This is a genomic window from Streptomyces corchorusii (assembly GCF_001514055.1).
Lineage (GTDB): Bacteria > Actinomycetota > Actinomycetes > Streptomycetales > Streptomycetaceae > Streptomyces > Streptomyces olivaceoviridis.
Map to the genome: position 1 here is coordinate 513,201 of NZ_KQ948357.1, position 22,242 is coordinate 535,442.

23 protein-coding genes and 1 riboswitch are annotated in these 22,242 nt (G+C 74.2%); of the genes, 12 read left to right on the forward strand and 11 right to left on the reverse strand.

Annotation, left to right across the window (positions count from 1 at the left end; translation table 11 throughout):
* Positions 1–78 precede the first annotated feature (78 nt).
* Positions 79–221, reverse strand: a riboswitch (cobalamin riboswitch).
* 158 nt (positions 222–379) lie between these two features.
* The 3 genes from AQJ11_RS20810 to AQJ11_RS20820 form a co-directional block, all read right to left on the reverse strand.
* Positions 380–607, reverse strand: a complete 228-nt coding sequence (locus AQJ11_RS20810) for a hypothetical protein (RefSeq protein ID WP_059263997.1) — start codon at positions 605–607, stop codon at positions 380–382.
* A gap of 34 nt (positions 608–641) precedes the next feature.
* Positions 642–1,895: an inorganic phosphate transporter gene (locus tag AQJ11_RS20815; protein ID WP_014671910.1), complete on the reverse strand. Its 1,254-nt coding sequence runs from the start codon at positions 1,893–1,895 to the stop codon at positions 642–644.
* A 144-nt stretch (positions 1,896–2,039) separates the two neighbouring features.
* Entirely contained in the window at positions 2,040–2,876 is an 837-nt protein-coding gene (locus AQJ11_RS20820) for a lysozyme (protein WP_059263998.1), read from the reverse strand.
* 180 nt (positions 2,877–3,056) lie between these two features.
* Here AQJ11_RS20820 and AQJ11_RS20825 point away from each other — a divergent pair, with 180 nt between their 5' ends.
* From AQJ11_RS20825 to AQJ11_RS20835, 3 genes are all read left to right on the forward strand, one after another.
* A complete protein-coding gene (locus AQJ11_RS20825) occupies positions 3,057–3,773 on the forward strand; it encodes a class II aldolase/adducin family protein (RefSeq protein ID WP_014671908.1) in 717 nt (238 codons plus the stop codon).
* A 133-nt stretch (positions 3,774–3,906) separates the two neighbouring features.
* A complete protein-coding gene (locus tag AQJ11_RS20830; protein WP_059263999.1) occupies positions 3,907–5,034 on the forward strand; it encodes an alpha/beta hydrolase in 1,128 nt (375 codons plus the stop codon).
* A 216-nt stretch (positions 5,035–5,250) separates the two neighbouring features.
* Positions 5,251–6,669: a hypothetical protein gene (locus AQJ11_RS20835; protein ID WP_175252112.1), complete on the forward strand. Its 1,419-nt coding sequence runs from the start codon at positions 5,251–5,253 to the stop codon at positions 6,667–6,669.
* A gap of 36 nt (positions 6,670–6,705) precedes the next feature.
* Here AQJ11_RS20835 and AQJ11_RS20840 read toward each other — a convergent pair whose 3' ends face one another.
* Positions 6,706–7,122 (reverse strand): VOC family protein, encoded by a 417-nt coding sequence (locus tag AQJ11_RS20840; protein ID WP_244218302.1) that lies wholly within the window; start codon positions 7,120–7,122, stop codon positions 6,706–6,708.
* Positions 7,123–7,380: 258 nt separating this feature from the next.
* On the opposite strand from AQJ11_RS20840, the gene AQJ11_RS20845 reads away from it, so the two are divergent.
* From AQJ11_RS20845 to AQJ11_RS20860, 4 genes are all read left to right on the forward strand, one after another.
* Positions 7,381–8,073, forward strand: a complete 693-nt coding sequence (locus AQJ11_RS20845; RefSeq protein WP_244218303.1) for a PQQ-binding-like beta-propeller repeat protein — start codon at positions 7,381–7,383, stop codon at positions 8,071–8,073.
* Positions 8,074–8,166: 93 nt separating this feature from the next.
* Positions 8,167–9,765, forward strand: coding sequence for an ABC-F family ATP-binding cassette domain-containing protein (locus AQJ11_RS20850; protein ID WP_059264000.1), 1,599 nt, complete (start codon positions 8,167–8,169; stop codon positions 9,763–9,765).
* 335 nt (positions 9,766–10,100) lie between these two features.
* The gene (locus AQJ11_RS20855) at positions 10,101–10,322 is read left to right on the forward strand and encodes a helix-turn-helix domain-containing protein (protein ID WP_004002281.1); all 222 of its coding nucleotides are present in this window, start codon (positions 10,101–10,103) and stop codon (positions 10,320–10,322) included.
* A 117-nt stretch (positions 10,323–10,439) separates the two neighbouring features.
* Entirely contained in the window at positions 10,440–11,243 is an 804-nt protein-coding gene (locus AQJ11_RS20860) for an enoyl-CoA hydratase/isomerase family protein (RefSeq protein ID WP_014671902.1), read from the forward strand.
* A 12-nt stretch (positions 11,244–11,255) separates the two neighbouring features.
* Here the strand turns inward: AQJ11_RS20860 and AQJ11_RS20865 are convergent, their stop codons facing one another.
* Positions 11,256–12,032 carry a nucleopolyhedrovirus P10 family protein gene (locus AQJ11_RS20865; protein WP_208616575.1) on the reverse strand — a complete coding sequence of 259 codons (777 nt, stop codon included), beginning with the start codon at positions 12,030–12,032 and terminating at the stop codon, positions 11,256–11,258.
* 103 nt (positions 12,033–12,135) lie between these two features.
* On the opposite strand from AQJ11_RS20865, the gene AQJ11_RS20870 reads away from it, so the two are divergent.
* Genes AQJ11_RS20870 through amaP form a run of 5 tightly spaced genes read left to right on the forward strand, consistent with a single transcriptional unit; the run spans position 12,136 to position 14,476 of the window.
* The gene (locus tag AQJ11_RS20870) at positions 12,136–12,606 is read left to right on the forward strand and encodes an Asp23/Gls24 family envelope stress response protein (protein ID WP_059264001.1); all 471 of its coding nucleotides are present in this window, start codon (positions 12,136–12,138) and stop codon (positions 12,604–12,606) included.
* A gap of 46 nt (positions 12,607–12,652) precedes the next feature.
* Positions 12,653–12,847, forward strand: a complete 195-nt coding sequence (locus AQJ11_RS20875; RefSeq protein ID WP_059264002.1) for a hypothetical protein — start codon at positions 12,653–12,655, stop codon at positions 12,845–12,847.
* Positions 12,844–13,230, forward strand: a complete 387-nt coding sequence (locus AQJ11_RS20880) for a hypothetical protein (protein ID WP_014671898.1) — start codon at positions 12,844–12,846, stop codon at positions 13,228–13,230. The genes AQJ11_RS20875 and AQJ11_RS20880 overlap by 4 nt, the downstream gene beginning before the upstream one ends.
* Complete coding sequence (locus AQJ11_RS20885) at positions 13,227–13,892, forward strand: DUF6286 domain-containing protein (RefSeq protein ID WP_014671897.1); 666 nt, start codon at positions 13,227–13,229, stop codon at positions 13,890–13,892. Before AQJ11_RS20880 ends, AQJ11_RS20885 begins: the two co-directional genes overlap by 4 nt.
* A 5-nt stretch (positions 13,893–13,897) precedes the next feature.
* Positions 13,898–14,476: an alkaline shock response membrane anchor protein AmaP gene (gene amaP / locus AQJ11_RS20890; protein WP_059264003.1), complete on the forward strand. Its 579-nt coding sequence runs from the start codon at positions 13,898–13,900 to the stop codon at positions 14,474–14,476.
* A 12-nt stretch (positions 14,477–14,488) separates the two neighbouring features.
* On the opposite strand, the gene AQJ11_RS20895 is transcribed toward amaP, so the two are convergent.
* The 6 genes from AQJ11_RS20895 to AQJ11_RS20920 form a co-directional block, all read right to left on the reverse strand.
* Positions 14,489–15,244: an SDR family oxidoreductase gene (locus AQJ11_RS20895; RefSeq protein WP_014671895.1), complete on the reverse strand. Its 756-nt coding sequence runs from the start codon at positions 15,242–15,244 to the stop codon at positions 14,489–14,491.
* 5 nt (positions 15,245–15,249) lie between these two features.
* Positions 15,250–17,034, reverse strand: coding sequence for a glycoside hydrolase family 15 protein (locus tag AQJ11_RS20900; protein WP_059264004.1), 1,785 nt, complete (start codon positions 17,032–17,034; stop codon positions 15,250–15,252).
* 230 nt (positions 17,035–17,264) lie between these two features.
* Positions 17,265–18,062, reverse strand: a complete 798-nt coding sequence (locus AQJ11_RS20905; RefSeq protein ID WP_014671893.1) for an SURF1 family cytochrome oxidase biogenesis protein — start codon at positions 18,060–18,062, stop codon at positions 17,265–17,267.
* 49 nt (positions 18,063–18,111) lie between these two features.
* Positions 18,112–18,345, reverse strand: coding sequence for a hypothetical protein (locus AQJ11_RS20910; RefSeq protein ID WP_078611718.1), 234 nt, complete (start codon positions 18,343–18,345; stop codon positions 18,112–18,114).
* 98 nt (positions 18,346–18,443) lie between these two features.
* Positions 18,444–19,427, reverse strand: coding sequence for a DEDDh family exonuclease (locus AQJ11_RS20915; protein WP_041665911.1), 984 nt, complete (start codon positions 19,425–19,427; stop codon positions 18,444–18,446).
* A gap of 134 nt (positions 19,428–19,561) precedes the next feature.
* Entirely contained in the window at positions 19,562–22,168 is a 2,607-nt protein-coding gene (locus AQJ11_RS20920) for an MXAN_6230/SCO0854 family RING domain-containing protein (protein ID WP_059264005.1), read from the reverse strand.
* Positions 22,169–22,242: the final 74 nt, after the last annotated feature.

Sequence of the window (22,242 nt, forward strand, 5' to 3'; positions counted from 1 at the left end):
GGAACGGTCCTGGTACGGGTCCTCGATCGGCAGCCGAGCATGGCGATATGTGTCCTCACTCAGGGTGTCCGCGCCCTGGTTCGACGTGAATCGGCGGTGAGAGTTCCTGGCTCCCGGGGTGTTCTTCCCCGGTGACAGTGGCGGGACCGCGCCGGATTCGCACCGGCTTCCTCTCTTGCCGCCGTACATGGCCTGGGCAGTCCACCACGTGCCCGGAACGGCCGTCAACTTGCCTTTGACCTGGGACGCCGGACTGTGCTGAGGCCCACATCGCCGGTCTGCCGGACGGCGGCCGGAGGGCCGGCCGGCAGACATGCGCCGGCCCCGCCGGTCCCGCTGAAGCGGAGGCCCGGCGGGGCCGGTGTCGGGTGTCGGACCGTCAGGGCTTGACGACGATCAGGTAGATCCCGTACGCCACCGCCGCCGCACAGGCCGCGAAGCACACGTAGGCGCCGGTGACGGCGAGGGCGGCGGACCCGCCTTGGGCCGCGGCCTTCTCACGGCGCGACAGGCCGTTGATGCCGAGGGTGAACAGGACCACCAGGGCCACCGTGAACGCGAGGCTGACACCGAAGACGGAGCCGAGGGCCGCCCAGTCGATCTTCATGGGGATGCTTCCTTCAGTAACCGTGTGCGCGGGGTCAGACCGCGGCGGCCGGCGGGGCGGCCGGGGCGGCGGGGGAGGGCTCGGTGACCGGGGCGGGGATCGTGGCCGTCAGGTCCTCGGTGACCATGCCCGCCGGGGGCGGGGTCACGGCGGCGATGGCGGCGGTGACCACACCGGCCGGTTCGCCGGTCTCCTCGACCACGTTGGTGTGGTCGACGACCTCGCGGCGGGAGATCTTCCAGATCGCGGCGCTCGCGGCGACCAGGAAGACGGCGACGGCGGCGGTGCCCCAGTCGCCCAGGCCGGTGACGGACTCGGCGCCCGCGCCGACCAGCGCGGCGGCCGGGAGGGTCAGCGCCCAGGCGACGAACATGCGGGTCGCGGTCGACCAGCGGACCACGCCGCCCTTGCGGCCGAGGCCCGCGCCCATCACCGAGCCGGAGACGACGTGCGTGGTGGAGAGGGAGAAGCCGAGGTGGGAGGAGGCCAGGATGGCGGTCGCGGCGCTGGTCTGGGCGGCGAAGCCCTGGCGCGGCTCCAGGTCGGTCAGGCCCTTGCCCATGGTGCGGATGATGCGCCAGCCGCCGATGTAGGTGCCGAGCGCGATGGCCATGCCCGCCGAGAGGATCACCCAGGTGGGAGGGTTGGAGCCGGGGGCGATGGAGCCGCCCGCGACGAGGGCGAGGGTGATGATGCCCATCGTCTTCTGGGCGTCGTTGGTGCCGTGTGCGAGGGAGACCAGGCCGGCGGAGGCGATCTGGCCGGCGCGGTAGCCCTTGCGGGTGGCCTCGCCGTCGGCGGTGCCGCCGACGCCGTAGGAGAAGCGGGTGGCCAGCAGCGAGGCGAGGCCCGCGACGATCGGCGCGGCGACGGCCGGGAGCAGCACCTTGGTGACCAGGACGTCACCGTGGACGGCGCCGAAGCCGGCGGAGGCGACGGTGGCGCCGACCAGGCCGCCCATCAGGGCGTGCGAGGAGCTGGAGGGCAGACCCACCAGCCAGGTCAGCAGGTTCCAGAGGATCGCGCCGACCAGGGCGGCGAAGATGACCTCGGGACGGATGCCGGTCTCGTCGACGAGACCCTTGGAGATCGTGTTCGCGACCTCCACGGAGAGGAAGGCGCCCACAAGGTTGAGGACGGCGGACATGGCAACCGCGATCTTCGGCTTCAGGGCGCCTGTGGAGATGGTGGTGGCCATCGCGTTCGCGGTGTCGTGGAAACCGTTCGTGAAATCGAACGCGAGAGCGGTAACCACCACAATCGCGAGGATCAGCGAGAAGCTTTCCATTTACCCAGGCAATCGTTCGAGGTCATTGGCTGGATGAACGTAGGCAACCTGGGTGAACGGAAGATGAACTGAGGCGGGCTTCGGGGTGTCGGTAACACGCGTACGAGGTTCCGCTTCCGCACCGCCGGTCCAAGCGCCCCTTGGCTAGTGGCCGCGCGCGAAGATCCGCAGCCGGCTCAGGGAGCCGTTGAAGAGATTCTGGTCACCCGGCAGCCTGCCCTTGACGTCGTGCTGCCAGAACGTCCAGTACCGCCAGCCGCCCGGCAGCGCGCCCGGCCGCGAGGTGCCGTGGCGGGCGATCCACAGGGCGTGGGAGGAGGAGAAGGCACGGCTGTTCCCGGTGCACATCTTCCACCACTGGGTGGTGGTGTAGATCACCGGGCGGCGGCCGGTCTCCTCCTTGATCTCGTCGCTGAACGACCGGATCCAGCGCACCATCCGGGCCTTGCCCAGTCCGTAGCACTTGTGCTTCGCGTCGTACGGGTTGTATTCGATGTCCAGCGCGGGCGGCAGCGTCCAGCCGTCCGCCCGCCAGTCGCCGCCGTGCCGCACGAAGTACGCGGCCTGCTCGGCGCCGGAGGACCGGTCCGGCCGGGCGAAGTGGTACGCGCCCCGGATCAGTCCCGCCTCGCGGGCGCCGGAGTACTGCCCGGAGAAGTAGGGGTTGCGGTAGCCCGTGGACTCGGTCGCCTTGACGTAGACGAACCGCGCGCCCTTGGCCCGGGCCAGCGTCCAGTCGACCCGCCTCTGGTGGGACGACACGTCGTGGCCCCTGGGCGGGTTTCCGGTCAGGAGCGGCAGCGCGGGCAGCCCCGGCAGCACCGGCGGCGCGCCCGGGCCCGGGGGTGCGGCCGTCTCCGGCCCGCCGGCCGGCCCCACTGGCCCGGCGGACGCGGTCGTGGCGGTCGCGAGGGCGAGGACCGCCGTGGCCGCCGTGAGGACACCGGCGCGGCGGCGGACAAGGGTGCGTTCACGGGCCATACGGCTCCCCCGGAGTGGACGTCCAGTCGGCAAGAGGGATCATTGAAGGCCCGCTGATCACCACATCTGTGACGATTTATGGCGTTTCGTAGTGAGATCCGCTCGTTCGGCCGTATCGTTTCCGCACGGGAACCACCGGACCGGCCGCTCCGCTCCCGGCCCGGCTGGCAGGATCACGGCATGGCTGAAGCGCTGCGGAACACGGACGACGGGCACCAGGGCGGGCGGCAGGACGGCGGGCAGCGGGAGGTGCGTCAGGACGAGGCGCGGCTCTGGGCGGAACTGGTCGCGACGGCACGCCGGACCGTCGCCGACGGACTGGTGGTCGGCACCTCCGGCAACGTCTCCGCCCGCGTCGGGGACCTCGTCCTGGTGACCCCGTCCGGAGTCCCCTACGACCGGCTCACCCCGGACGACATCACCGGCGTCGACCTCACCGGACGCCAGGTGCTCGGCACGCTCGTGCCGACCAGCGAGCTGCCCATGCACCTCGCCGTCTACCGCACCACCGACGCCCGCGCCGTCGTCCACACCCACGCCGTGCACGCGACCGCGGTCTCCACGCTCGTGCCCGAACTGCCGCCGGTGCACTACATGACCGTCGCCCTCGGCGGCCCCGTCCGGGTCGCCCCCTACGCCACCTACGGCACCGGCGAACTGGCCGAGAACATGCTCCGCGCCCTCGCCGGCCGCTCCGGCTGCCTCCTCCAGAACCACGGCACGATCACCTACGGCGCCACTCTCGACCAGGCCTACGACCGCACCGCCCAGCTGGAGTGGATGTGCCGCCTGTGGCTCACGGCGTCCTGCGTGCCGGGCCTGACCCCGTCCCTGCTGACGGAGGCACAACTGACCGAGGTCGGGGAACGCTTGAAGGGATACGGCCAACGGAGGTGACCCCTTGCTGTCCTCGACGCGCCGCGACGGCGCCCAGCCACGACGTACGCACCCGGCGGTGCCGCGCCCGCCCGTGCCCCGACGGTCCTCCCTTCCGCTGGCCGGTGGCCGCGGCCCCGCCGACACTGGAGCCGTGCGCACCGTCAAAGCCACCGTCGCCGGGCTCACCGCGGTCCTGGCCGCCGGAATGGCGTCCGTCGCCGCCGGCCGGCTCGCCAGCGACGCCGCGCTGAAGGCCCCAGCGGGCCGCCCGCTGCCCACCGAGCCCCGCCTCACCGTGCACGGCACGGCCGCCGGCCAGATCACGCTCACCCGCGACTTGGCGGCCCTGCGCCCCGGCACCTACGGCCTCGCCGGCGACGGCGCCCACGCGGTCGTCGGCCCCGTCCTGGAGGCGGCCCAGCACACCGCCGACACGGTCGTACGCCGCCTCGAACGCGTCACCCACGGCACCTTCGCCCCCGGCGACGCGGTCCGGCTCACCCCGAACCTGTACGTCGGCGACCCCGGCACCGCCCTCGGCCTTGACCACGCCGACGTCGACGTGCCCGGCGAGCTGGGCCCCCTGCCCGCCTGGTTCGTGCCCGGCCGGCGGGACACCTGGGTGATCGCCGTGCACGGCCTCGGCGCCACCCGGGAACACACCATGAACGTGATGGGCTTCCTGCACGGCCGCCGGCTGCCCGTCCTCGCCCTCGCCTACCGCGGCGACCTCGGCGCCCCGCGCCCGCCCGACGGCCTGAACCACCTCGGCGACACCGAGTGGCGGGACGTCGAGGCGGCGATCCGCCACGCCGTCCGCCACGGCGCCCGCCGGGTCGTCCTGCTCGGCTGGTCCACCGGCGCCACCATGGCCCTGCGCGCCGCCGAGCACTCCGCGGTCCGGGACCGCATCGCCGGACTCGTCCTGGACTCGCCGGTGCTCAGCTGGGAGGCCACCCTGCGGGCCCTGGCCAGGGCCCGCCACACCCCGCAAGCGCTGCTGCCGCTCGCCGTGCGGGCCGCGCAGGGCCGGGCCGGACTGCACGCCGACCGGGTGGCCGAGACCGCCGCCCCCGACCGGCTCCGGGTCCCCACCCTGATCATCCACGGCCCGGACGACCGGGTCGCCCCCTGGGAGTTCTCCCGCGGGCTCGCCCGGCGCCGCGCCGACCTGGTCGCCCTGCACACCGTCGCGCACGCCCCGCACGCGGCGATGTGGAACGCGGACCCCGAGGAGTACGAGGAGCGGCTGCGGCGGTTCCTGACCCCGCTGATGTGACGGAAGGGACCGCTGTGACTGTGCGGGCTTCCGGGCCGGTGTGACGCCCGCGCGCCCGGGCCTGCCGTCACCGGCGCGAAACATTCCGTTTAAGGGCGTGCGACGGGCCTGATCGTGCCTCCTCGGCCCCTTCCGCGCCCGGTGCGTTGGCCAGCCCCGTCGCCCGCCGTGACATTCCGTTTGGGTTTTCGGACCGTCAACCGGAAGACTGCACCCGTGACGTCCCGTATCCCGCGCGACTCCAGGCTCCGACTCGTCCGACCGCGACCCCTGGCCGCCGCCCCCAGAGCTGTGAACCAGCGGCGCCCACGCCGCCCCGCACCCCGGCCGCCGGAGGGCACCCCCGCCCCGGCCGAACTGGCCGGAATGGCCCGCGCCGGTCTGGCCGGCGCGGTCCGCGTCGCCCGCTGGGCCGACGCCGCACTCGGCCCCGGCCGCGCCGGTGCCACCACCGACGGCAAGGCCACCCTCTCCGACGCCACCGCCGAACGCGCCGCCGCCGACCTCGGCCTGAGCGCCGCTCAGATCCGCGCCGAGTGGGACACCGCCCGCCTCGCCGGACTCGTCGAGGTGCACGGTGACAGCGCGCGCCCCGGCTGGCGGCTGCGCGCCTGGGACCGCGACGACAGCGCCGTGCTGCGCGGCTGGGTCGCCCTCTTCGACGCCTGGTCGCTCGCCTGCCCCGAACCCGACGGGCACGAGCCGGCCGCCGTCGCCGAAGTCGTCTCGGCCATGCCCCAGGTGCTCTCCTTCCTCCAGCTCTCCGCCGGACCGGTCCCCGTCGAGCAACTGCTCGACCTGCTCCAGCAGCGGGTCACCGAACTGCGCACCGAACGCTGCGAGGTCGCCTACGAGCCCGGCACCGGACAGCCCGCCGGAGCCCCGGGCCCGGCGGACCCCGCCCCCGCCGCGGACGCCCCGCTCGCCCCCCTGCTCGACTGGGCGCTGCGGGCCCTGGCCTCCGTCGGCGCCCTCACCTACGGCGACGGCCAGGCCACGCTCACCCCGCTCGGCAACTGGGCGGTCTGGGTCAAGCTGGAGCAGATCTGCGTGGCCGCGCAGAGCCCCGCCGGCAACATCGAGCAGTCCGCCGAGGACATGCTGCGCGGCTGCGCCCAGCTCCGGCCCAACGCGGCCCGCGCCGAGTACCGCGCCTGGCTCGCCGCCCGCCCCGTCGGCAGCGCCGTCACCGAGCTGATCGCCGCCGCCCGCGGCGACGACGCCCTGCTGCGCGGCCTGGCCTTCGAGGCGCTGCGCGTCGTCGGCGCCCCCGCCGAGCCCGACGTACGGTCCGTCGTGGACGAGCCGGCCCTGCGGCCGTACGCCCTGCTGTGGCTGGCCGAGCACGACGGCGTCGACCCGGAGGACGCCCACGAGGTGCTCACCCGGGACGAGGCCACCTGGCTGTGGGTGGACACCGCCGCCGCCGTCGCCGACCACGGCGAGGCGCCGATGCTGGTCAGGCACCTGGAGTCCGCGGTGCAGCCCACCGTCCCCCAGCTGCTCGACGAGGTCCGCGCCGTCGGCCACCCGCGCACCGTGCAGGTCCTGGTCGCGCTCGCCGCCGCCCACCCCGACCCGGCCCTGGCCAAGGCCGTCCGCCGGGCCGCGTTCCAGGTGCACACCGGGAGCTGAGCGGGAGACGGGGCAGGCGGTAGGCGGGGGAGGGGCTCAGAGGCCGATCTCGGGGGCGTACGTCCCGAAGCTCCAGACGTTCCCCTCGGCGTCCTTGGCCAGGTAGTCCCGCGAGCCGTAGTCCTGGTCCGTCGGGGGCATCAGGATCTCCACCCCGTGCGCCACGGCCCGCTGGTGGTGGGCGTCCACGTCGTCCACCACGACGTACACCCCGGCGGGTCCCGCGTCCCTCATCGCCGCGTCGAAGAGGCCGCCGCGCCCCTTGGAGCCGATCATCACCGCGCCGTTGCCCTGGACCAGCTCGGCGTGCATCACCTTGCCGTCCTCCGTCTCGTACACCGACAGCTCGGTGAAGCCGAGGGCCTCCGTGAGCTGCCGGATCGCCGCCCTGGCGTCCGCGTACAGCAGCGTGGGACAGATGCCCGGCCGTGTGCCGCCACCCGTGCCTGCCATGCCGATCACTCCTTCGTGCATCGGTTCCGCCGTGCTCCGCGAGTCTCGCAGCCGCCACCGACAACGCCCGGCGCGACGGGCCGCAGCGCGCCGCGCCGCGGCTCCGGCCGGGTACGGCGGCGGGCGCTCCGGCGCCCGGTCCCGCCCCGCCGAACGGGGGGACTTCCCGCCCCCTCCCGCCCGGCCGCCCCGCCGGCCCGGCGGGCGGTGACTACGCTCGGCGGCTGATCCGGGACGGGGGTACCCAAAGGGGGTGAGGTGGCACTTCCACCCGTGGGCCGCCTCGCCGTCGCCCTCCTCCTGGCTGTCGTCACCCTCGGCCTCCTCGGCGCGGCCCGGCAGCTGCGGCCGGTCCCCTACGGCGACCGGCTCCTGACCGCCGGGCCGCACGCCGGAGCCTGGGCGGCGCGGGTGCGGGACGGTGCCGTGACCGGACACGACAGCCGTACCGGTGCGCTCCGGTGGCGCTACGCGCGCGCGGGGCACCGTCCCGTCGACGTGGTGCACGCGCGCGGGGAGGTGATCGCGCTCTGGGACGACGGCCTGCTCACCGACACCGACGGCCGGTCCGTGCGCTGGCACCGCGCCCTGCCCGACGCGGCCGAGTGGCTCCCCGCCCAGGGCGGCACCGGCGTGCTGCGCCCCCTCGGCCGCGGCATCCTCGCCGTCGTCACCCCCCGCCGCGTCACCGCGTACCGCACCGCCGACGGCGACCTGCGCTGGGTGCTGCCCGCCCGGAACGGCTGCGCCTTCCGCCCCGAGGGCGCCGTACGCCGGGGCGCGGCCCTGCTCCTCGCCCAGCCCTGCACGGACGCCGCGTGGACCGGCCAGCTCGTGGCCCTGGACGACCTGGGCCGGATCGCGCCCGACCGCACCCCGCTGGGGAACGGATCTCCCGCGGCCGCGCCCCGGACGCCTGGAGGCGGAAAACCGCTTGCACCGCCCCGTTAGACTTTCCCTCATGGCCATTCTCCTCGCGCATTAGACGGCGGGAACGTCCTCAGCCGCCCACCCGCCAACCCCTGTACGCCCTGGAGTCTGTCCGTGATCTCCGCCTCCGGTATCGAGCTGCGCGCCGGTGCGCGCGTCCTCATCGAGAACGCCACCTTCCGTGTCGCCAAGGGCGACCGCATCGGCCTCGTCGGCCGCAACGGCGCAGGCAAGACCACCCTCACCAAGTGCCTGGCCGGCGAAGGCATCCCCGCCGGCGGCACGATCACCCGCTCCGGCGAGGTCGGCTACCTCCCGCAGGACCCCCGCACCGGCGACCTGGACGTCCTCGCCCGCGACCGCATCCTCTCCGCGCGCGGCCTGGACGTGCTGATCCGCAAGATGCGCGAGAACGAGGAGCGCATCGCCAACGGCAAGGGGTCCACCCGCGAGAAGGCCCTGAAGCAGTACGAGCGCCAGGAGACGGAGTTCCTCACCAAGGGCGGGTACGCCGCCGAGGCCGAGGCCGCCACGATCGCCGCCGCCCTCAACCTGCCCGACCGGGTGCTCGGCCAGCCGCTGCACACGCTCTCCGGTGGCCAGCGCCGCCGTATCGAGCTGGCCCGCATCCTGTTCTCCGACGCGGACACCCTGCTCCTGGACGAGCCGACCAACCACCTCGACGCGGACTCGATCATCTGGCTGCGGGACTACCTGAAGACCTACCGCGGCGGCTTCATCGTGATCTCCCACGACGTCGACCTGGTCGAGACGGTCGTCAACAAGGTGTTCTACCTGGACGCGAACCGGTCCGTGATCGACATCTACAACATGGGCTGGAAGCTGTACCAGCAGCAGCGCGAGGCCGACGAGAAGCGCCGCAGGCGCGAGCGGGCCAACGCCGAGAAGAAGGCCGCGGCGCTCAACGCCCAGGCCGACAAGATGCGCGCCAAGGCCACCAAGACGGTCGCCGCGCAGAACATGGCCCGCCGCGCCGAGAAGCTGCTCTCCGGCCTCGAAGACGTCCGGATGTCCGACAAGGTCGCCAAGCTCCGCTTCCCGGAGCCCGCGCCCTGCGGCAAGACCCCGCTGATGGCCGAGGGCCTGTCGAAGTCGTACGGCTCGCTGGAGATCTTCACCGACGTCGACCTGGCCATCGACAAGGGGTCCCGGGTGGTCATCCTGGGCCTCAACGGCGCCGGCAAGACCACCCTGCTGCGCCTGCTCGCGGGCGTGGAGACGCCGGACACCGGCCGGGTCGTCCCTGGTCACGGGCTCAAGCTCGGCTACTACGCGCAGGAGCACGAGACCCTGGACGCCGACCGCACGGTGCTGGAGAACATGCGCTCGGCCGCCCCCGACATGGACCTGGTCGAGGTCCGCAAGGTGCTCGGCTCGTTCCTGTTCTCCGGCGACGACGTCGACAAGCCGGCCGGGGTCCTCTCCGGCGGCGAGAAGACCCGGCTCGCCCTGGCGACCCTGGTGGTGTCCTCGGCGAACGTGCTGCTCCTGGACGAGCCGACCAACAACCTGGACCCGGCCAGCCGCGAGGAGATCCTGGGCGCCCTGCGCACCTACAAGGGCGCCGTCGTCCTCGTCACCCACGACGAGGGCGCCGTCGAGGCGCTCCAGCCGGAGCGGATCATCCTGCTGCCGGACGGCGTCGAGGACCTGTGGGGCTCCGACTACGCGGATCTCGTCACCCTGGCGTGATCGAAGGACTGATCCACGGGGTCTGGATCATTCGGCCCATCGGTGATCCATCATCTGTGTGAGATCTCCTCGTACCGCGGTGTGTCATACACGCATTTTCCGGCCGATCCCCCGGCTGTCGGGGGATCGGCCGCTGTGCGTTCCTGACCTGGCACTTCACGAATCCACCCGGACGGCCCTATGGGCCGCACCCCATGGAATCCCTTATTCCGCTTGTGGGGATCGGCTCCTGTCGTCACAACGATGTCTCACGGACCTTGCCGAATGGGTGGCCATCACGCCCAAGAGGGGTGATCATGAGGAGACCAGAGCGCACTTCCCATGAGGAGGCACGGGTGGCCGAGACTCTGAAGAAGGGCAGCCGGGTGACCGGCGCCGCGCGCGACAAGCTCGCGGCAGACCTGAAGAAGAAGTACGACTCCGGTGCGAGCATCCGGGCGCTGGCCGAGGAGACCGGCCGCTCGTATGGCTTCGTGCACCGGATGCTCAGCGAGTCGGGCGTCACGCTCCGTGGGCGTGGCGGAGCGACCCGGGGTAAGAAGGCCGCTTCGTCCTGACTCCGGGCGGCCCATCGGCTTCGGTGGTGGCCACCCGGTCGGCGGACCGACCGGCCGGGTGGTTACTGTGCAGTCACTTAGCTTCGCTCTGCTGACCGCACCCATCGGAGGCGCCCCATGGCTTCGCCCGAGCAGGACCTCGCTCCCGCACTCGACAAGGACGGCGTACGGCTCACCGTCGACGACGCGCTCGCCACGGTGACGCTGACCAACCCGGCCAAGCGCAACGCGCAGAGCCCCGCCCTGTGGCGGGCGCTTGCCGAGGCCGGGCGACTGCTGCCGGGCTCCGTCCGGGTCGTCGTGCTGCGTGGCGAGGGCAAGTCCTTCTCCGCCGGGCTGGACCGCCAGATGTTCACCCCGGAGGGGATTCCGGGCGAGCCGACCTTCGTCGACCTCGCGCGTCGTGACGACGCCGGGATCGACGCGACCATCGCCGAATACCAGGAGGCGTTCACCTGGTGGCGGCGGACCGACATCGTGTCCATCGCCGCCGTCCAGGGACATGCCATCGGGGCCGGCTTCCAGCTCGCGCTCGGCTGCGACCTCCGCGTCGTCGCCGACGACGTGCAGTTCGCCATGCGCGAGACCAGCCTCGGCCTCGTCCCCGATCTGACCGGCACCCACCCGCTGGTCGGCCTCGTCGGGTACGCCCGCGCGCTGGAGATCTGCGTGACCGGGCGGTTCGTCGGCGCCGAGGAAGCGGTGTCGAGCGGGCTGGCGAGTCTCGCCGTGCCCGCCGGGGAACTGGACGGGGCCGTGCGGGACCTGGCGGCGGCGATCATGGCGGCGCCACGGGACGCGGTGGTGGAGACCAAGGCGTTGCTTCGTGGTGCCCTCGACCGGACGTACGAGGAGCAGCGCTCGGCCGAGCGGGCCGCCCAGGCTCGACGGCTGCGGGACCTGGCCGGCCTCGGCGAATGAGCCGGCAGCCGGTCAGCCCACTGCGGTGACCAGCACCGCCACCGTCGGGTGGTCCGGCAGGGCGTCCCGTACGGCCACGCGGACCTGCCGGGCCACGTCCACGGCTCGGTGGGTCGCGTCCGTCGCCAGTTCCACGCGGATGTGACGGCGTGGCAGGGCGACCGCGCCGGCGTGCTCCTCGATGTGCACCGCCCGGCCCGGCCCGCCCAGGGACCCCGTCAGCCGGAGCACCCCGGGGACGGCCAGGGCCGCCTCCGTCACGGCGGTCCCGTCCGTGCCCACCGGCTCGCGGGCGGGTGACGGTTGCGGTGCGCCGGCCGCCGGGGCGGCCGGCTCCGGCTGGCCCGGCTCCAGCAGGTCCGGCTTCGGCTGGTCCGGCTCCGGCACCTCCGGCTCCAGCAGGTCCGTCGCCCGCAGATCGATCTCCGTGACCGCGAGGCCGAGCCGTTCCGTCGCGGCCCCCGCCAGGACGAGCCGCAGCCGGGACGCCGCCGTCGGCAACGGTTCGACGGCCGTCGCGGCGAAGTCCGCCGTCACGCGCAGCGGGCCCGGCGGCAGTGCGCTCGGCGGCGCCGGCACGACGGGCTCCGGCACGTCCCGCGGATCGGCGAGCGCGATCCGCAGCGCGCCCAGGCGCACCCCCGGCGCCCCGTCCGCCGCCGCGCGCCGCAGCACCGCCCCGGCCGCCTCCTCCGTGATCCACGCGCCGTCGCGCGGGCCGCCGAGCGGCAACAGCCTGCCCAGCCCCACCTGATGCCGTACCAACTGTGTCCACCGGTCCACCGTCATTCCACCAGCCTGCCGTATCCACGGCGCGCGGCGGCGCAACCTTGCTTACCGTGGTCAGAGGACGACGACCGGGCGGGGCGAAGACCGAAAGGGACGTACGGCGATGACCGACACGACTATCACCCCTGAAGGCGGCCACGAATCGCAGGCGCAGGTCCGCAAGGCCACCCGGCGCGGCGGCGGCGACCCGGGGACCCGGGGCCGCACCACCATCGCGGACGGCGTCGTGGAGAAGATCGCCGGGCTCGCCGCCCGGGACGTGGTCGGCGTCCACGCCATGGGCAGCGGCCTCGCCCGCACCTTCGGCGCCGTACGGGACCGGGTGCCCGGCGGCGGCAAGTCGGTGACCCGGGGCGTCAAGGCCGAGGTCGGCGAGGTGCAGACCGCGCTCGACCTGGAGATCGTCGTGGACTACGGCGTCGCGATCGCCGATGTCGCCCGCGCGGTGCGGGAGAACGTGATCGCCGCCGTGGAACGCATGACCGGCCTGGAGGTGGTCGAGGTCAACATCGCGGTCAGCGACGTCAAGCTGCCCGAGGAGGAGGAAGAGGAGACGGAGCTCCGGATCCAGTGACACCCGGTACCGAAGACCGCACGCCCGACGAGCTGAGGAGCGCCGCATGAGCATGGCCGTGGTCGGCATGATCGCCGGAATGGCGTTGGGGTTCGCCGGCTACTTCGGCGGCTTCGGCGCCTTCCTCCTGGTCGCGGCGCTGGGCGCCGTCGGCTTCCTCGCCGGCCGGTTCGCCGAGGGCGACCTGGAATTCGGTGACGTCTTCCGCACCCGCCACGAGCGGCGGGACCGGCGGCGGTGACCCCGGTGATCGCCGGGACCGGCACACCCGGCACCGGCACACCGTCCCCGGCGCCGCCCCGCGTGCCGCCGGCCGAGCGCGGCGCCACCCGGATCGCCGACCGGGTCGTGGCCAAGATCGCCGCGCAGGCCGCCCGCGAGGCCCTCGCGCCGCTGCCCGGTCCCGTCGTCGCGCCGCACGCCACGGTCGTCGTGGCCCAGCAGACGGCCCGGATCCGTGTCCGTGTCGAACTCGGCTACCCCGGTGACATCGGCGCCCGCTGCGCCGCCGTACGCCGCCATGTGACCGCGCGCGTGGGCGCGTTGACGGACATGCGGGTGCCGGAGGTCGCCGTCGAGGTGGAACGACTGCACCCGACGACGGGTCAGGGGACGGACCGATGAGCACGACGGGTCAGGGACCGGCCGAGGAGTACGACGCGTCGGGGGACGGACCGATGAGCGGGACGCGCGGCACCCCGGACGTCGCCGAGCCGCCCGGCGCCGCACCGCCCGCCGGGAAGGGCAGCGGCCGGTTCTGGTCGCCACGCCGCGTCCCCGCCGCCCTCGTCGCCGCCCTGCTGGCGGCCGGTGCCGGAATCCTGCTGTACGACATCGCCGCCGTGCGCGCCCACCGCCCCGCGATGCGCTGGCGCCGCGCCCTCGCCCGGCAGCTCGCCGAACGGCCCCTCGACGACCTCTGGGTACGGGTCGGCGCGGGCGTCGCCGCCGCGCTCGGCCTGTGGCTGATCGTCCTCGCGGTCACCCCCGGCCTGCGCGACCTGCTGCCGATGCGGCGCCCGCACCCCGACGTCCGGGCCGCGATCCGGCGCGGAGCGGCGGCGCTGTTCCTGCGCGACCGGGTCATGGAGGTGTCCGGCGTACGCGCGGCACGGGTGCGGATGGGCCGCCGGAAGGCCGACGTCCGGGTGGCCTCGCACTTCCGGGACCCGGACGACGTACGCGCCGACCTGGACACCGCGCTCGCCGAGGCGGTCCGGGACCTCGGTCTGGCGCGCCCGCCCAGGGCGGCCGTGCGCGTGGCCCGGCCCGGACGGAAGGGGTGAGCGCGATGCGCGGCGGTCTCCACCGCGTCCTGCTGGCCCTCACCGGTCTGCTGCTGCTCGCGCTCGGCGGCGCGGTCCTGGCCGTCGGGCTGGGTGTGCGGCCTCCCTCCTGGTGGCCGCACACCGGTCCGCACGACGTCCTGCTCAGCAGGGCCGAACGCACCCACTGGCGGAACGCCCCCTGGTGGTGGCCGGCGGTCATCGCCGCCCTGACCGTCCTCGTCCTGCTCGCCCTGGCCTGGCTGACGGCGACGCTGCGCCGCCGCCGGCTGACCGAGCTGCTGATCGACACCGGCGACGGCGGGGCCGCGCACCTGCGCGGCGCGGCCTTCCAGGACGCCCTGGCAGCCGAAGCGGCGGCCCAGGCGGGCGTGGCCCGGGCGCGCGTCCTCCTGCGGGGCCGCCGTACGGCTCCGGTGGTGCGGGCCTGGCTCCGGCTGGAAGCGGACGCGGCCCCGGCCGGGGTCCTGACCACGTTCACCACCGAAGCGCTGGCCCACGCGCGCGAGTCGGCGGGCCTGGCGTCGCTCCCGGCGGAGGTCCGGCTGGACGAGGTCAGACACCGCGCGGAGAGGGTGACGTGACGGCCGCGGTTCCTAGAATCCGTGCCGCGTCCCGCCGTCCACCGGCACCATGACCCCCGTCACGTAGGAGGCCGCCGGGGACAGCAGGAACGCCGCCGTCCGTCCGAACTCCTCGGGCGTCCCGTACCTGCGCAGGGGAATGCGGGACTCGTTCGCGGCCCGGGTGGCCTCCGGGTCGGCGGACAGGCCGTCCAGCTCCCGCATGCGGTCGGTGGCGATGCGCCCCGGCAGCAGGCCGACCACGCGGATCCCGCGCGGCCCCAGCTCGTCGGCGATCGACTTGGCGAAGCCGGCGAGTCCGGGCCGCAGCCCGTTCGACACGGTCAGCCCCGGGATCGGCTCGTACACCGAGCCCGACAGCACGAACCCGATGACCCCGCCCTCCTCCAGCTCGGCCGCCGCCGCGCGGGCGACCCGTACCGCGCCGAGGAACACCGACTCGAACGAGGCCCGCCACTGCTCGTCGGTGTTGTCGGCGACGAACCCCGGCGGCGGCCCGCCCACGCTCACCAGCACGCCGTGGAAGCCGCCGAAGTTCTCCCGGGCGGCGGCGATCAGCCGCTCGGGAGCCTGCGCGTCGGCGTTGTCCACGGCCACGCCCACCGCGTTCGGGCCCAGTTCGGTGGCCGCTTCGGCGACCCGCTGCTCGTCCCGGCCGGTGACGACCACCTTCGCCCCGTCGGCGACGAGCTCCCGCGCGGTGGCGTTGCCCAGCCCGCGCGTCGCTCCGGTGACGACGTACACCCGGTCCTTCAGTCCAAGATCCATGGTCCCTATCCTGCCCGGTCGTCCCCGTAGAGGATCAGCGCGGTGTTCACCAGGCCGACGTGGCTGAACGCCTGCGGGAAGTTGCCCAGCTGGCGGCCGTCCACGGGGTCGTACTCCTCGGCCAGCAGTCCCACGTCGTTGCACAGGCCCACCAGCCGGTCGAACAGCTCCCGGGCGTCCTTCGTCCGGCCGGTCAGGTGCAGCGCGTCCGCCAGCCAGAACGAGCAGGCCAGGAAGGCGCCCTCGCCGCTCGGCAGGCCGTCGATCACCGAGTCCTCGGTGTCGTAACGGCGCAGGAAGCCGTCGTGGCCGAGGTCGTCGCGGATCGCGTCGACCGTGCCGACCACCCGCGGGTCGTCCGGCGGCAGGAACCCGACGCGCGGGATGAGCAGCAGGGAGGCGTCGAGCTCCCGGGAACCGTAGTACTGGGTGAACGTGTTGCGCTCCCGGTCGAAGCCCTGTTCGCAGACCTCGCGGTGCACCTCGTCGCGCAGCCGCCGCCAGCCCTCCAGGTCGCCCTCCAGCTTCCGGTGCCGCTCCAGGGTCTTCACGGCCCGGTCGGCGGCCACCCACACCATCACCTTGGAGTGCACGAACTGGCGCCGGCCGCCGCGCACCTCCCACAGGCCCTCGTCCGGCTGCCGCCACGCCGACTCCAGGAACGTCATCAGCGAGCGTTGCATGGCCCACATGTGCGGCTTCGTGGGCAGGCCCGAGGAGCGGGCCAGCGACAGCGAGTCCATCACCTCGCCGTACACGTCCAGCTGGAGCTGGTCGACGGCGCCGTTGCCGATGCGTACGGGGGAGGAGCCGGCGAAGCCGGGCAGCCAGGGCAGCTCGATCTCCCGCAGCCGCCGCTCGCCCGCGACGCCGTACATGATCTGGAGGTCGGCCGGGTTGCCGGCGACCGCGCGCAGCAGCCAGTCGCGCCAGGCCTCGGCCTCGTCCTGGAAGCCGGCCGAGAGCAGCGCGCCGAGCGTGAGGGTGGAGTCGCGCAGCCAGCAGTACCGGTAGTCCCAGTTGCGCACGCCGCCCGGCTGTTCGGGCAGGGAGGTGGTCGCCGCGGCGACGATCCCGCCGGTCGGGGCGTAGGTGAGCGCCTTGAGGGTGATGAGGGAGCGGACGACCGCGTCCCGGTACGGGCCGTCGTACCGGCACCGGCGGGCCCAGCGCCGCCAGTCGGTGACGCTGCTCTCCAGCGCCTCGTACGGGTCGATGAGCGGCGGGCGTTTCTCGTGCGAGGGGTGCCAGGTCAGTACGAACGCGACCCGCTCGCCCTCCGCGAGGGTGAACTCCGCGTGGGTGCCGTAGTCCTCGCCCCAGGTGCGCACGGCCGGCTCGGCGCGCAGCCAGACGGAGTCCGGCCCGGCGACGGCCACCCGGTGGCCGTCCGAGCGGCGCACCCACGGCATGACCGAGCCGTAGTCGAAGCGCAGGCGCAGTGTGCTGCGGACGGTGACCCGGCCGCTGACGCCCTCCACGATCCGTACGACGTCGGGGGCGCGGTCGCGTTGCGGCATCAGGTCGGTGACGCGCACCACCCCGTCGGCGGTCTCCCACTCGGTGTCGAGCACCAGGGTGTCGGCCCGGTAGGCGCGGCGGGTGCAGACGTCCGCGCCCTTCGGCGCGATCCGCCAGTAGCCGTGGTCCTCGTCGCCCAGCAGCCGGGCGAAGCAGGAACCGGAGTCGAAGCGCGGCAGGCACAGCCAGTCGATCGAGCCGTCCTTGCCGATCAGGGCCGCGGTCTGCTCGTCGCCGATGAGGGCGTAGTCCTCGATGCGCGCGTTCACGGGATGCGGCTTCCCTGGGGATCAGGGGGCCAATCAGGTGGTGCGCCGGGGGAGTGACGTCTGCGCGCCGAAGCCGGTGGGGTACGAAGGACACCGCGCCCGGCCAGCGGGGAGGCGCGGCCCGCTCACACGGTGCGGTCTGCGGGGAGGCGCGGCTCGCTCACATGGTGCGGTCTGCGGGGAGGCGCGGCTCGCTCACAAGGTGGCGGCTGCCCGCAGGCGCGGCCCGCTCACACCGTGGCCGGTTCGCTCTCCTGCGGCTGCTGCTGGGCCGCGGCCTCCTCCCGGTCGCGGATCTCCCGCCGGACCAGGAACCACCAGCCGACCGGCACGCCTGCCGCGAACAACCACCACTGGATCATGTACGCGTAGTTCAGCGGGGCGTCCTCGCTGCCCGGGTCGGAGATCTGCTCCGGGGAGCCGCCCTTGGGCTCGGGCGCCGTCTGCTGGATGTAGCCGCCGAGCACCCGCGCGCCGAGCCGCCGGGCCTCCTCCGCGCTGTTGATCAGCATGATCTGCCGGTCGGGGAGGCCTTCGACGTTCTTGATGCCGCTCGCCGAGGTCGTCTCGTCGGCCATCAGCCGCCCGGTGACGGTGGTCCGGCCGGCCGGCGGGGCGGGGATCTTCGGGAAGGCGGTCTGCGCGCCGTTCGCCGGGATCCAGCCGCGGTTGACGAGCAGCACCTTGCCGTCGTCGAGGACGAACGGGGTGAGGACGTGGAAGCCGACCTCGCCGTCGGAGTTCGTCCGGCGCCGGACCACGACCTCCTTCGCGGTGTCGAAGGTGCCGGTCGCGGTGACCGTGCGGTACTTGTCGGCGCGGGTCACGGCGTGCCCGGGGGAGGTCAGCCGCTCGACCGGGACCGGCTCGGCGTGCAGCGCGGCGGAGACCAGGTTGTTGCGGGCGGTGCGCTGCTCGTAGCGGTGCTGCTGCCAGAAGCCCAGCTTTATCATCGTCGGGATCAGCGCGATCGCGACGAGGGTGAGGATCACCCACTGGCGGGACAACAGGAAGCGGTAGCGGTGCACCCCACGACGGTACCTCCGGGCCGTGGGGCGCATTCGGGCGGGTACCGGGTCAGACCCGGTCGACGATTCCGGCCCTCCCCTCCTGGCGGGCGCAGTGGGCGCCGCAGTACCAGTGGCCCTCCACCTCCACGCCCTGGCCGATGATCTGCACCCGGCAGTGCTCGCAGATCGGGGCCATGCGGTGGATCGCACAGGAGAAGCAGTCGAAGACGTGCACCGCGCCCTGCGCGTGCACCTCGAAGGTCATTCCGTAGTCGTTGCCGCACACTTCGCATGTCGCCATGCGCCACAGGGTGAGCCGTCGCCGATCCCCCGGCGAGCGGGCGCCGGGTGAGTCGTGGGGAATCACCCGATCGTACGACGGCTCGACACGCGGCGCGTTCACTCGTCGGCGGGCTCGACATCCCCCAGCAGCTGCCCGAACGCGGCCTCGTCCACGATCGGCGTGCCGTACTGGCGGGCCTTCACCGTCTTCGACGTGCCCGAGTCGGGGTCGTTGGTCACCAGCAGGCTGGTCAGCCGGGAGATGCTGGTGGCGACGTGCAGCCCGGCCTCCACGGCCCGGTCCTCCAGCAGCTCGCGCTCGGTCGAGGTGTCGCCGGAGAAGGCCACCCGCATGCCCTGTTTGAGGCGTTTGCCGTCTTCGTAGCGCCCTGGGTTGGGATAGGGGCATGCGGGCCTTTTGCGGGACGGGCGCCAACCGCCGGCCCGGTAGCCGCCGTAGCCACCCGACGCCTGCCGGGGCACGGGCCGGTCCGACCACTCCGTCAGCGGCCGGCACTCCAGCAGCGGCAGCCGTACGCCGCCCGCCGCCGCGGCCCGCAGGCTGGGCCGGAACGCCTCCGCCAGCACGCGCGCGTCGTCCAGCGCGTGGTGCGCCCGCTGCTGCACGACCCCGAAGTGCGCCGCCAGCGACTCCAGCTTGTGGTTGGGCAGCGGCAGCGCCAGCTCCTTCGACAGCGCGATGGTGCACAGCCGCTGCCGCACCGGCGCCTCGCGCCGCACGCGCGCGTACTCCCGCGCGATCATCTGCCAGTCGAAGACGGCGTTGTGCGCGACGAGCACCCGGCCCTCCAGCCGGGCGGCGAACTCCTCGGCGATGTCCGCGAACAGGGGCGCGCCGGCCAGCGTCTCGCTCGTCAGACCGTGTATCCACACCGGGCCCGGGTCCCGCTCCGGGTTGACCAGCGTGTACCAGTGGTCCTCCACCTCACCGCGCGCGTCCAGCCGGTAGACGGCAGCGGAGATGATCCGGTCGTCCCGGGCCAGGCCGGTGGTCTCCACGTCAACGACCGCGTATCCCTGCGGATACGCGGCCGGCCACTGGGTGGGGGAGGACACTGCGGTCGCACGGTCTTCGAGCATGGTCACTGAGGATACGGGCCACGACTGACAGCGCGGTCCCTCAGGTCCCGTTCACGCCCACCCGGGCTCGCCCTCCTGCCCGGCCACCGCGCACCCGCGCCCAGGGGACGGCGAGTTCGGCGCCGCTGTGACGCTCACCCCAGCGCCGCCACCAGGTCCCCCGCCGTCAGCGGCGCGAGCCCGCAGCCGTCGGCCGGGCCGGGCAGCAGCCGGTACACCTCCCCGGTCGCGCCCTCCGGTGCCACCCCGCCGTGCACCAGGGCCAGCAACACGCGCTTCTTCGCCGCCGCTTCACCCGCACGGGCGTCGGCCTCCGCGGCGCTGCCCGCCGGCTCCCGCCGCTCCGGCGCCTCAAGCGCCCGTATCCGCGCGGCGAACGCGGTGTCCGCCTCCCCGTCCCGGCGCCGGTAGTGCCACAGCTCGTCGGCGGTGTTTGCGGCGGGCGCGCGCCGGACGACCAGCACCTCGTCGCCGCGCGCCGCCGCGTGCCACACCGCGAGGTCCCACAGCGTCGTACGGCCGTGCGCGAAGTACCGGTACAGGTCCCGGCCGACCCGGCCCAGGTCCCCGCGGTGCCGGGCCACGTCGTGATACCCCTCGGCCGACGGCAGATGCAGGTCCGTCCACAGGAACGTGCGCCGGCGCAGGTCGACCAGCATCGGCACGTGGATGCGCGAGTCGCCCTCCAGGTCGTAGCGCTGCCGCACCGCGCGCGGGTGGTACCCGGCGCCGCGCGCCCCCTCCGCCGCCGACGGCAGTGCCATGAAACCGGCGAAGGCGTCGGGCAGTTCCTCGAACGGGATGTCGTTGTAGCTGAAGACGACCGGCACCGCGTACCGCACGCCCCGCCCGCCGAGCGCGCCGAGGTCCAGGTCGACGTACTCGGTGGCGCCGTCCGGAGCCGGAGCCGACGTCAGGTCGCCGGAGTGGACGGCCCACCGGTCGCCGTACACGAGGTTCGTGTAGTCGCACAGACCGGCGAACTCCCAGTCCTCGTCGTACAGCGCCACCGACAGGTCCAGGTCCACCCGGGTCCTGTCGGGTTCCGTCCAGTGCAGGAACAGGCGCAGCACCTCACCGGCGGGCAGGGGCTGGGTGCTGCCGCGCGGCACCGACACCAGGGCCTTGGCGGCGGCACGCTCGGCGGAGGGCACCGCGAGCCCCGCGAGCGCCGAGTCCAGCACCGCCAGGTCGAACCGGGACCCGCCGGCCAGGCGGCGCAGCGCCTCCGCCTCCAGCAGCGCGCACACGCGCGTGGTGACCGCCTCGGCGAGCGGCGGGCGCGTGTCGTCGGCCGTGTACGCGTGCGTGACCTGCCCGCGCGGGAAGAACACCCGGCGGTCGCCGGGGAGATGGCGGACGCGCAGCCGGCCCAGCGCGGCCAGCAGCGGGCCGGGACCGGCCCCGGGCAGCGCCCGCCGTAGCACCTCGGCGAACTCCTCGGGCAGTACGTCGAGTTCGCGCAGCCGCAGCAGATGGTCCAGTCGGCGCAGCAGTTCGCCCGGCCGCTGTTCCAGGAGGACGAGCGCGGCGCCGGTGTCGCGCCCGGCCAGCGCCCCTTCCGCACGCGCGCGCCAGGTGGCCGCCCGGATCCGGCCGTCCGCGACCCGGACGGCCTCCGGGTGGTCGGCGGCCGTGCGCAGCAGGGCCTCGCCCAGGGCGCCGCCGTCCGTGACCGGCGTGCCGCGCAGCACGGCGAAGGCGAGGGCGGCCCCGGGGTGGCGGGCGTGGTGCTCGAAGGGGTGCAGGGTCTCGGCGGCCCGCTTCCAGGCGGCCGGGTGCCGCAGGACGTCCTCCACCAGCGAGGGCACGGCGAAGGAGTCGAGCAGACCTAGCAGCCGGCGGCGCAGCGCGCGGGGCAGGGAGCGCAGCCGGGGCGGCGCCATGAGGTCCGCCGCGCCGCCGGACCACACGCACAGCAGCCGCAGCACGTCCGTGGCGGTCGTCAGGTGCGTGCCGAGCAGGTCGGTGGCCGCCGCGCGCGTGTGCCGGTCGCGCAGCAGGGTGCCGAGCACTAGCGCCTTCGTCTCCCGGACCGGGATGTCCGCCGGGAACCAGCCGAGGTCCGCCGGCGCGTGCGCCAGCAGCACCGTGAGGTCGGCGCGGTCCTGCGACGGCAGGGGAGTGCGCCGGGCCAGCAGCGTGCGCAGCGCGCGGACCGTGTCCCCGCGGACGTCCGTGCCGAGCGCGAGCAGCTTCAGCGGGCCGGGCGGCACCTCCCGCGGGCGGCGCGGCTCGCCCGGCACCAGGAACGGGTCGGCGGGGTCGATCCGGCGGTGGCACAGCGGGCAGCCGGTGTAGTCGGCGCCGTCCCAGCACGCGCGGCACACCAGGTGCGCGCACGGCGCCACCGGGTGCACACCGCCCACCGTGCCGCACAGCACGCACGGTTGGGCGGGCCACTGGAGGAGCAGCGCGAAGACCCGGTCGACGTACAGCCCGAACGTGTCGTCGGGCACGGAGGCGGGGAAGGAGCGGAACAGCGGCATATGGGTGCGGTCCGCGCCCAGTTCGGCGTCGAGGTGCCGGATCAGCTGCCGGCCGGCGTCCGCGAGCCCGGCGGGGCCGAGCCAGGCGAGGGCCGCGCGCAGCCGTGCCGTCGGCGCGAAGCCCCGGTCGAGCAGCTCGCCCTCCAGGGCGATGAGCCCCTCCGCCGTCGACGGGTCGCCCGGGCGCGGTCCGGCCTGGTCGACGTAGACGGTGCGGAGACGGCGGAGCAGTACGGACGCCGGTTCGGACAAGCGGAATCCCCCGGTGCGGAAAGGAAGGTGGGGCGGGGGCGGAGAGTGGGCGCGCTGTGGATTCCAGAGGTGGG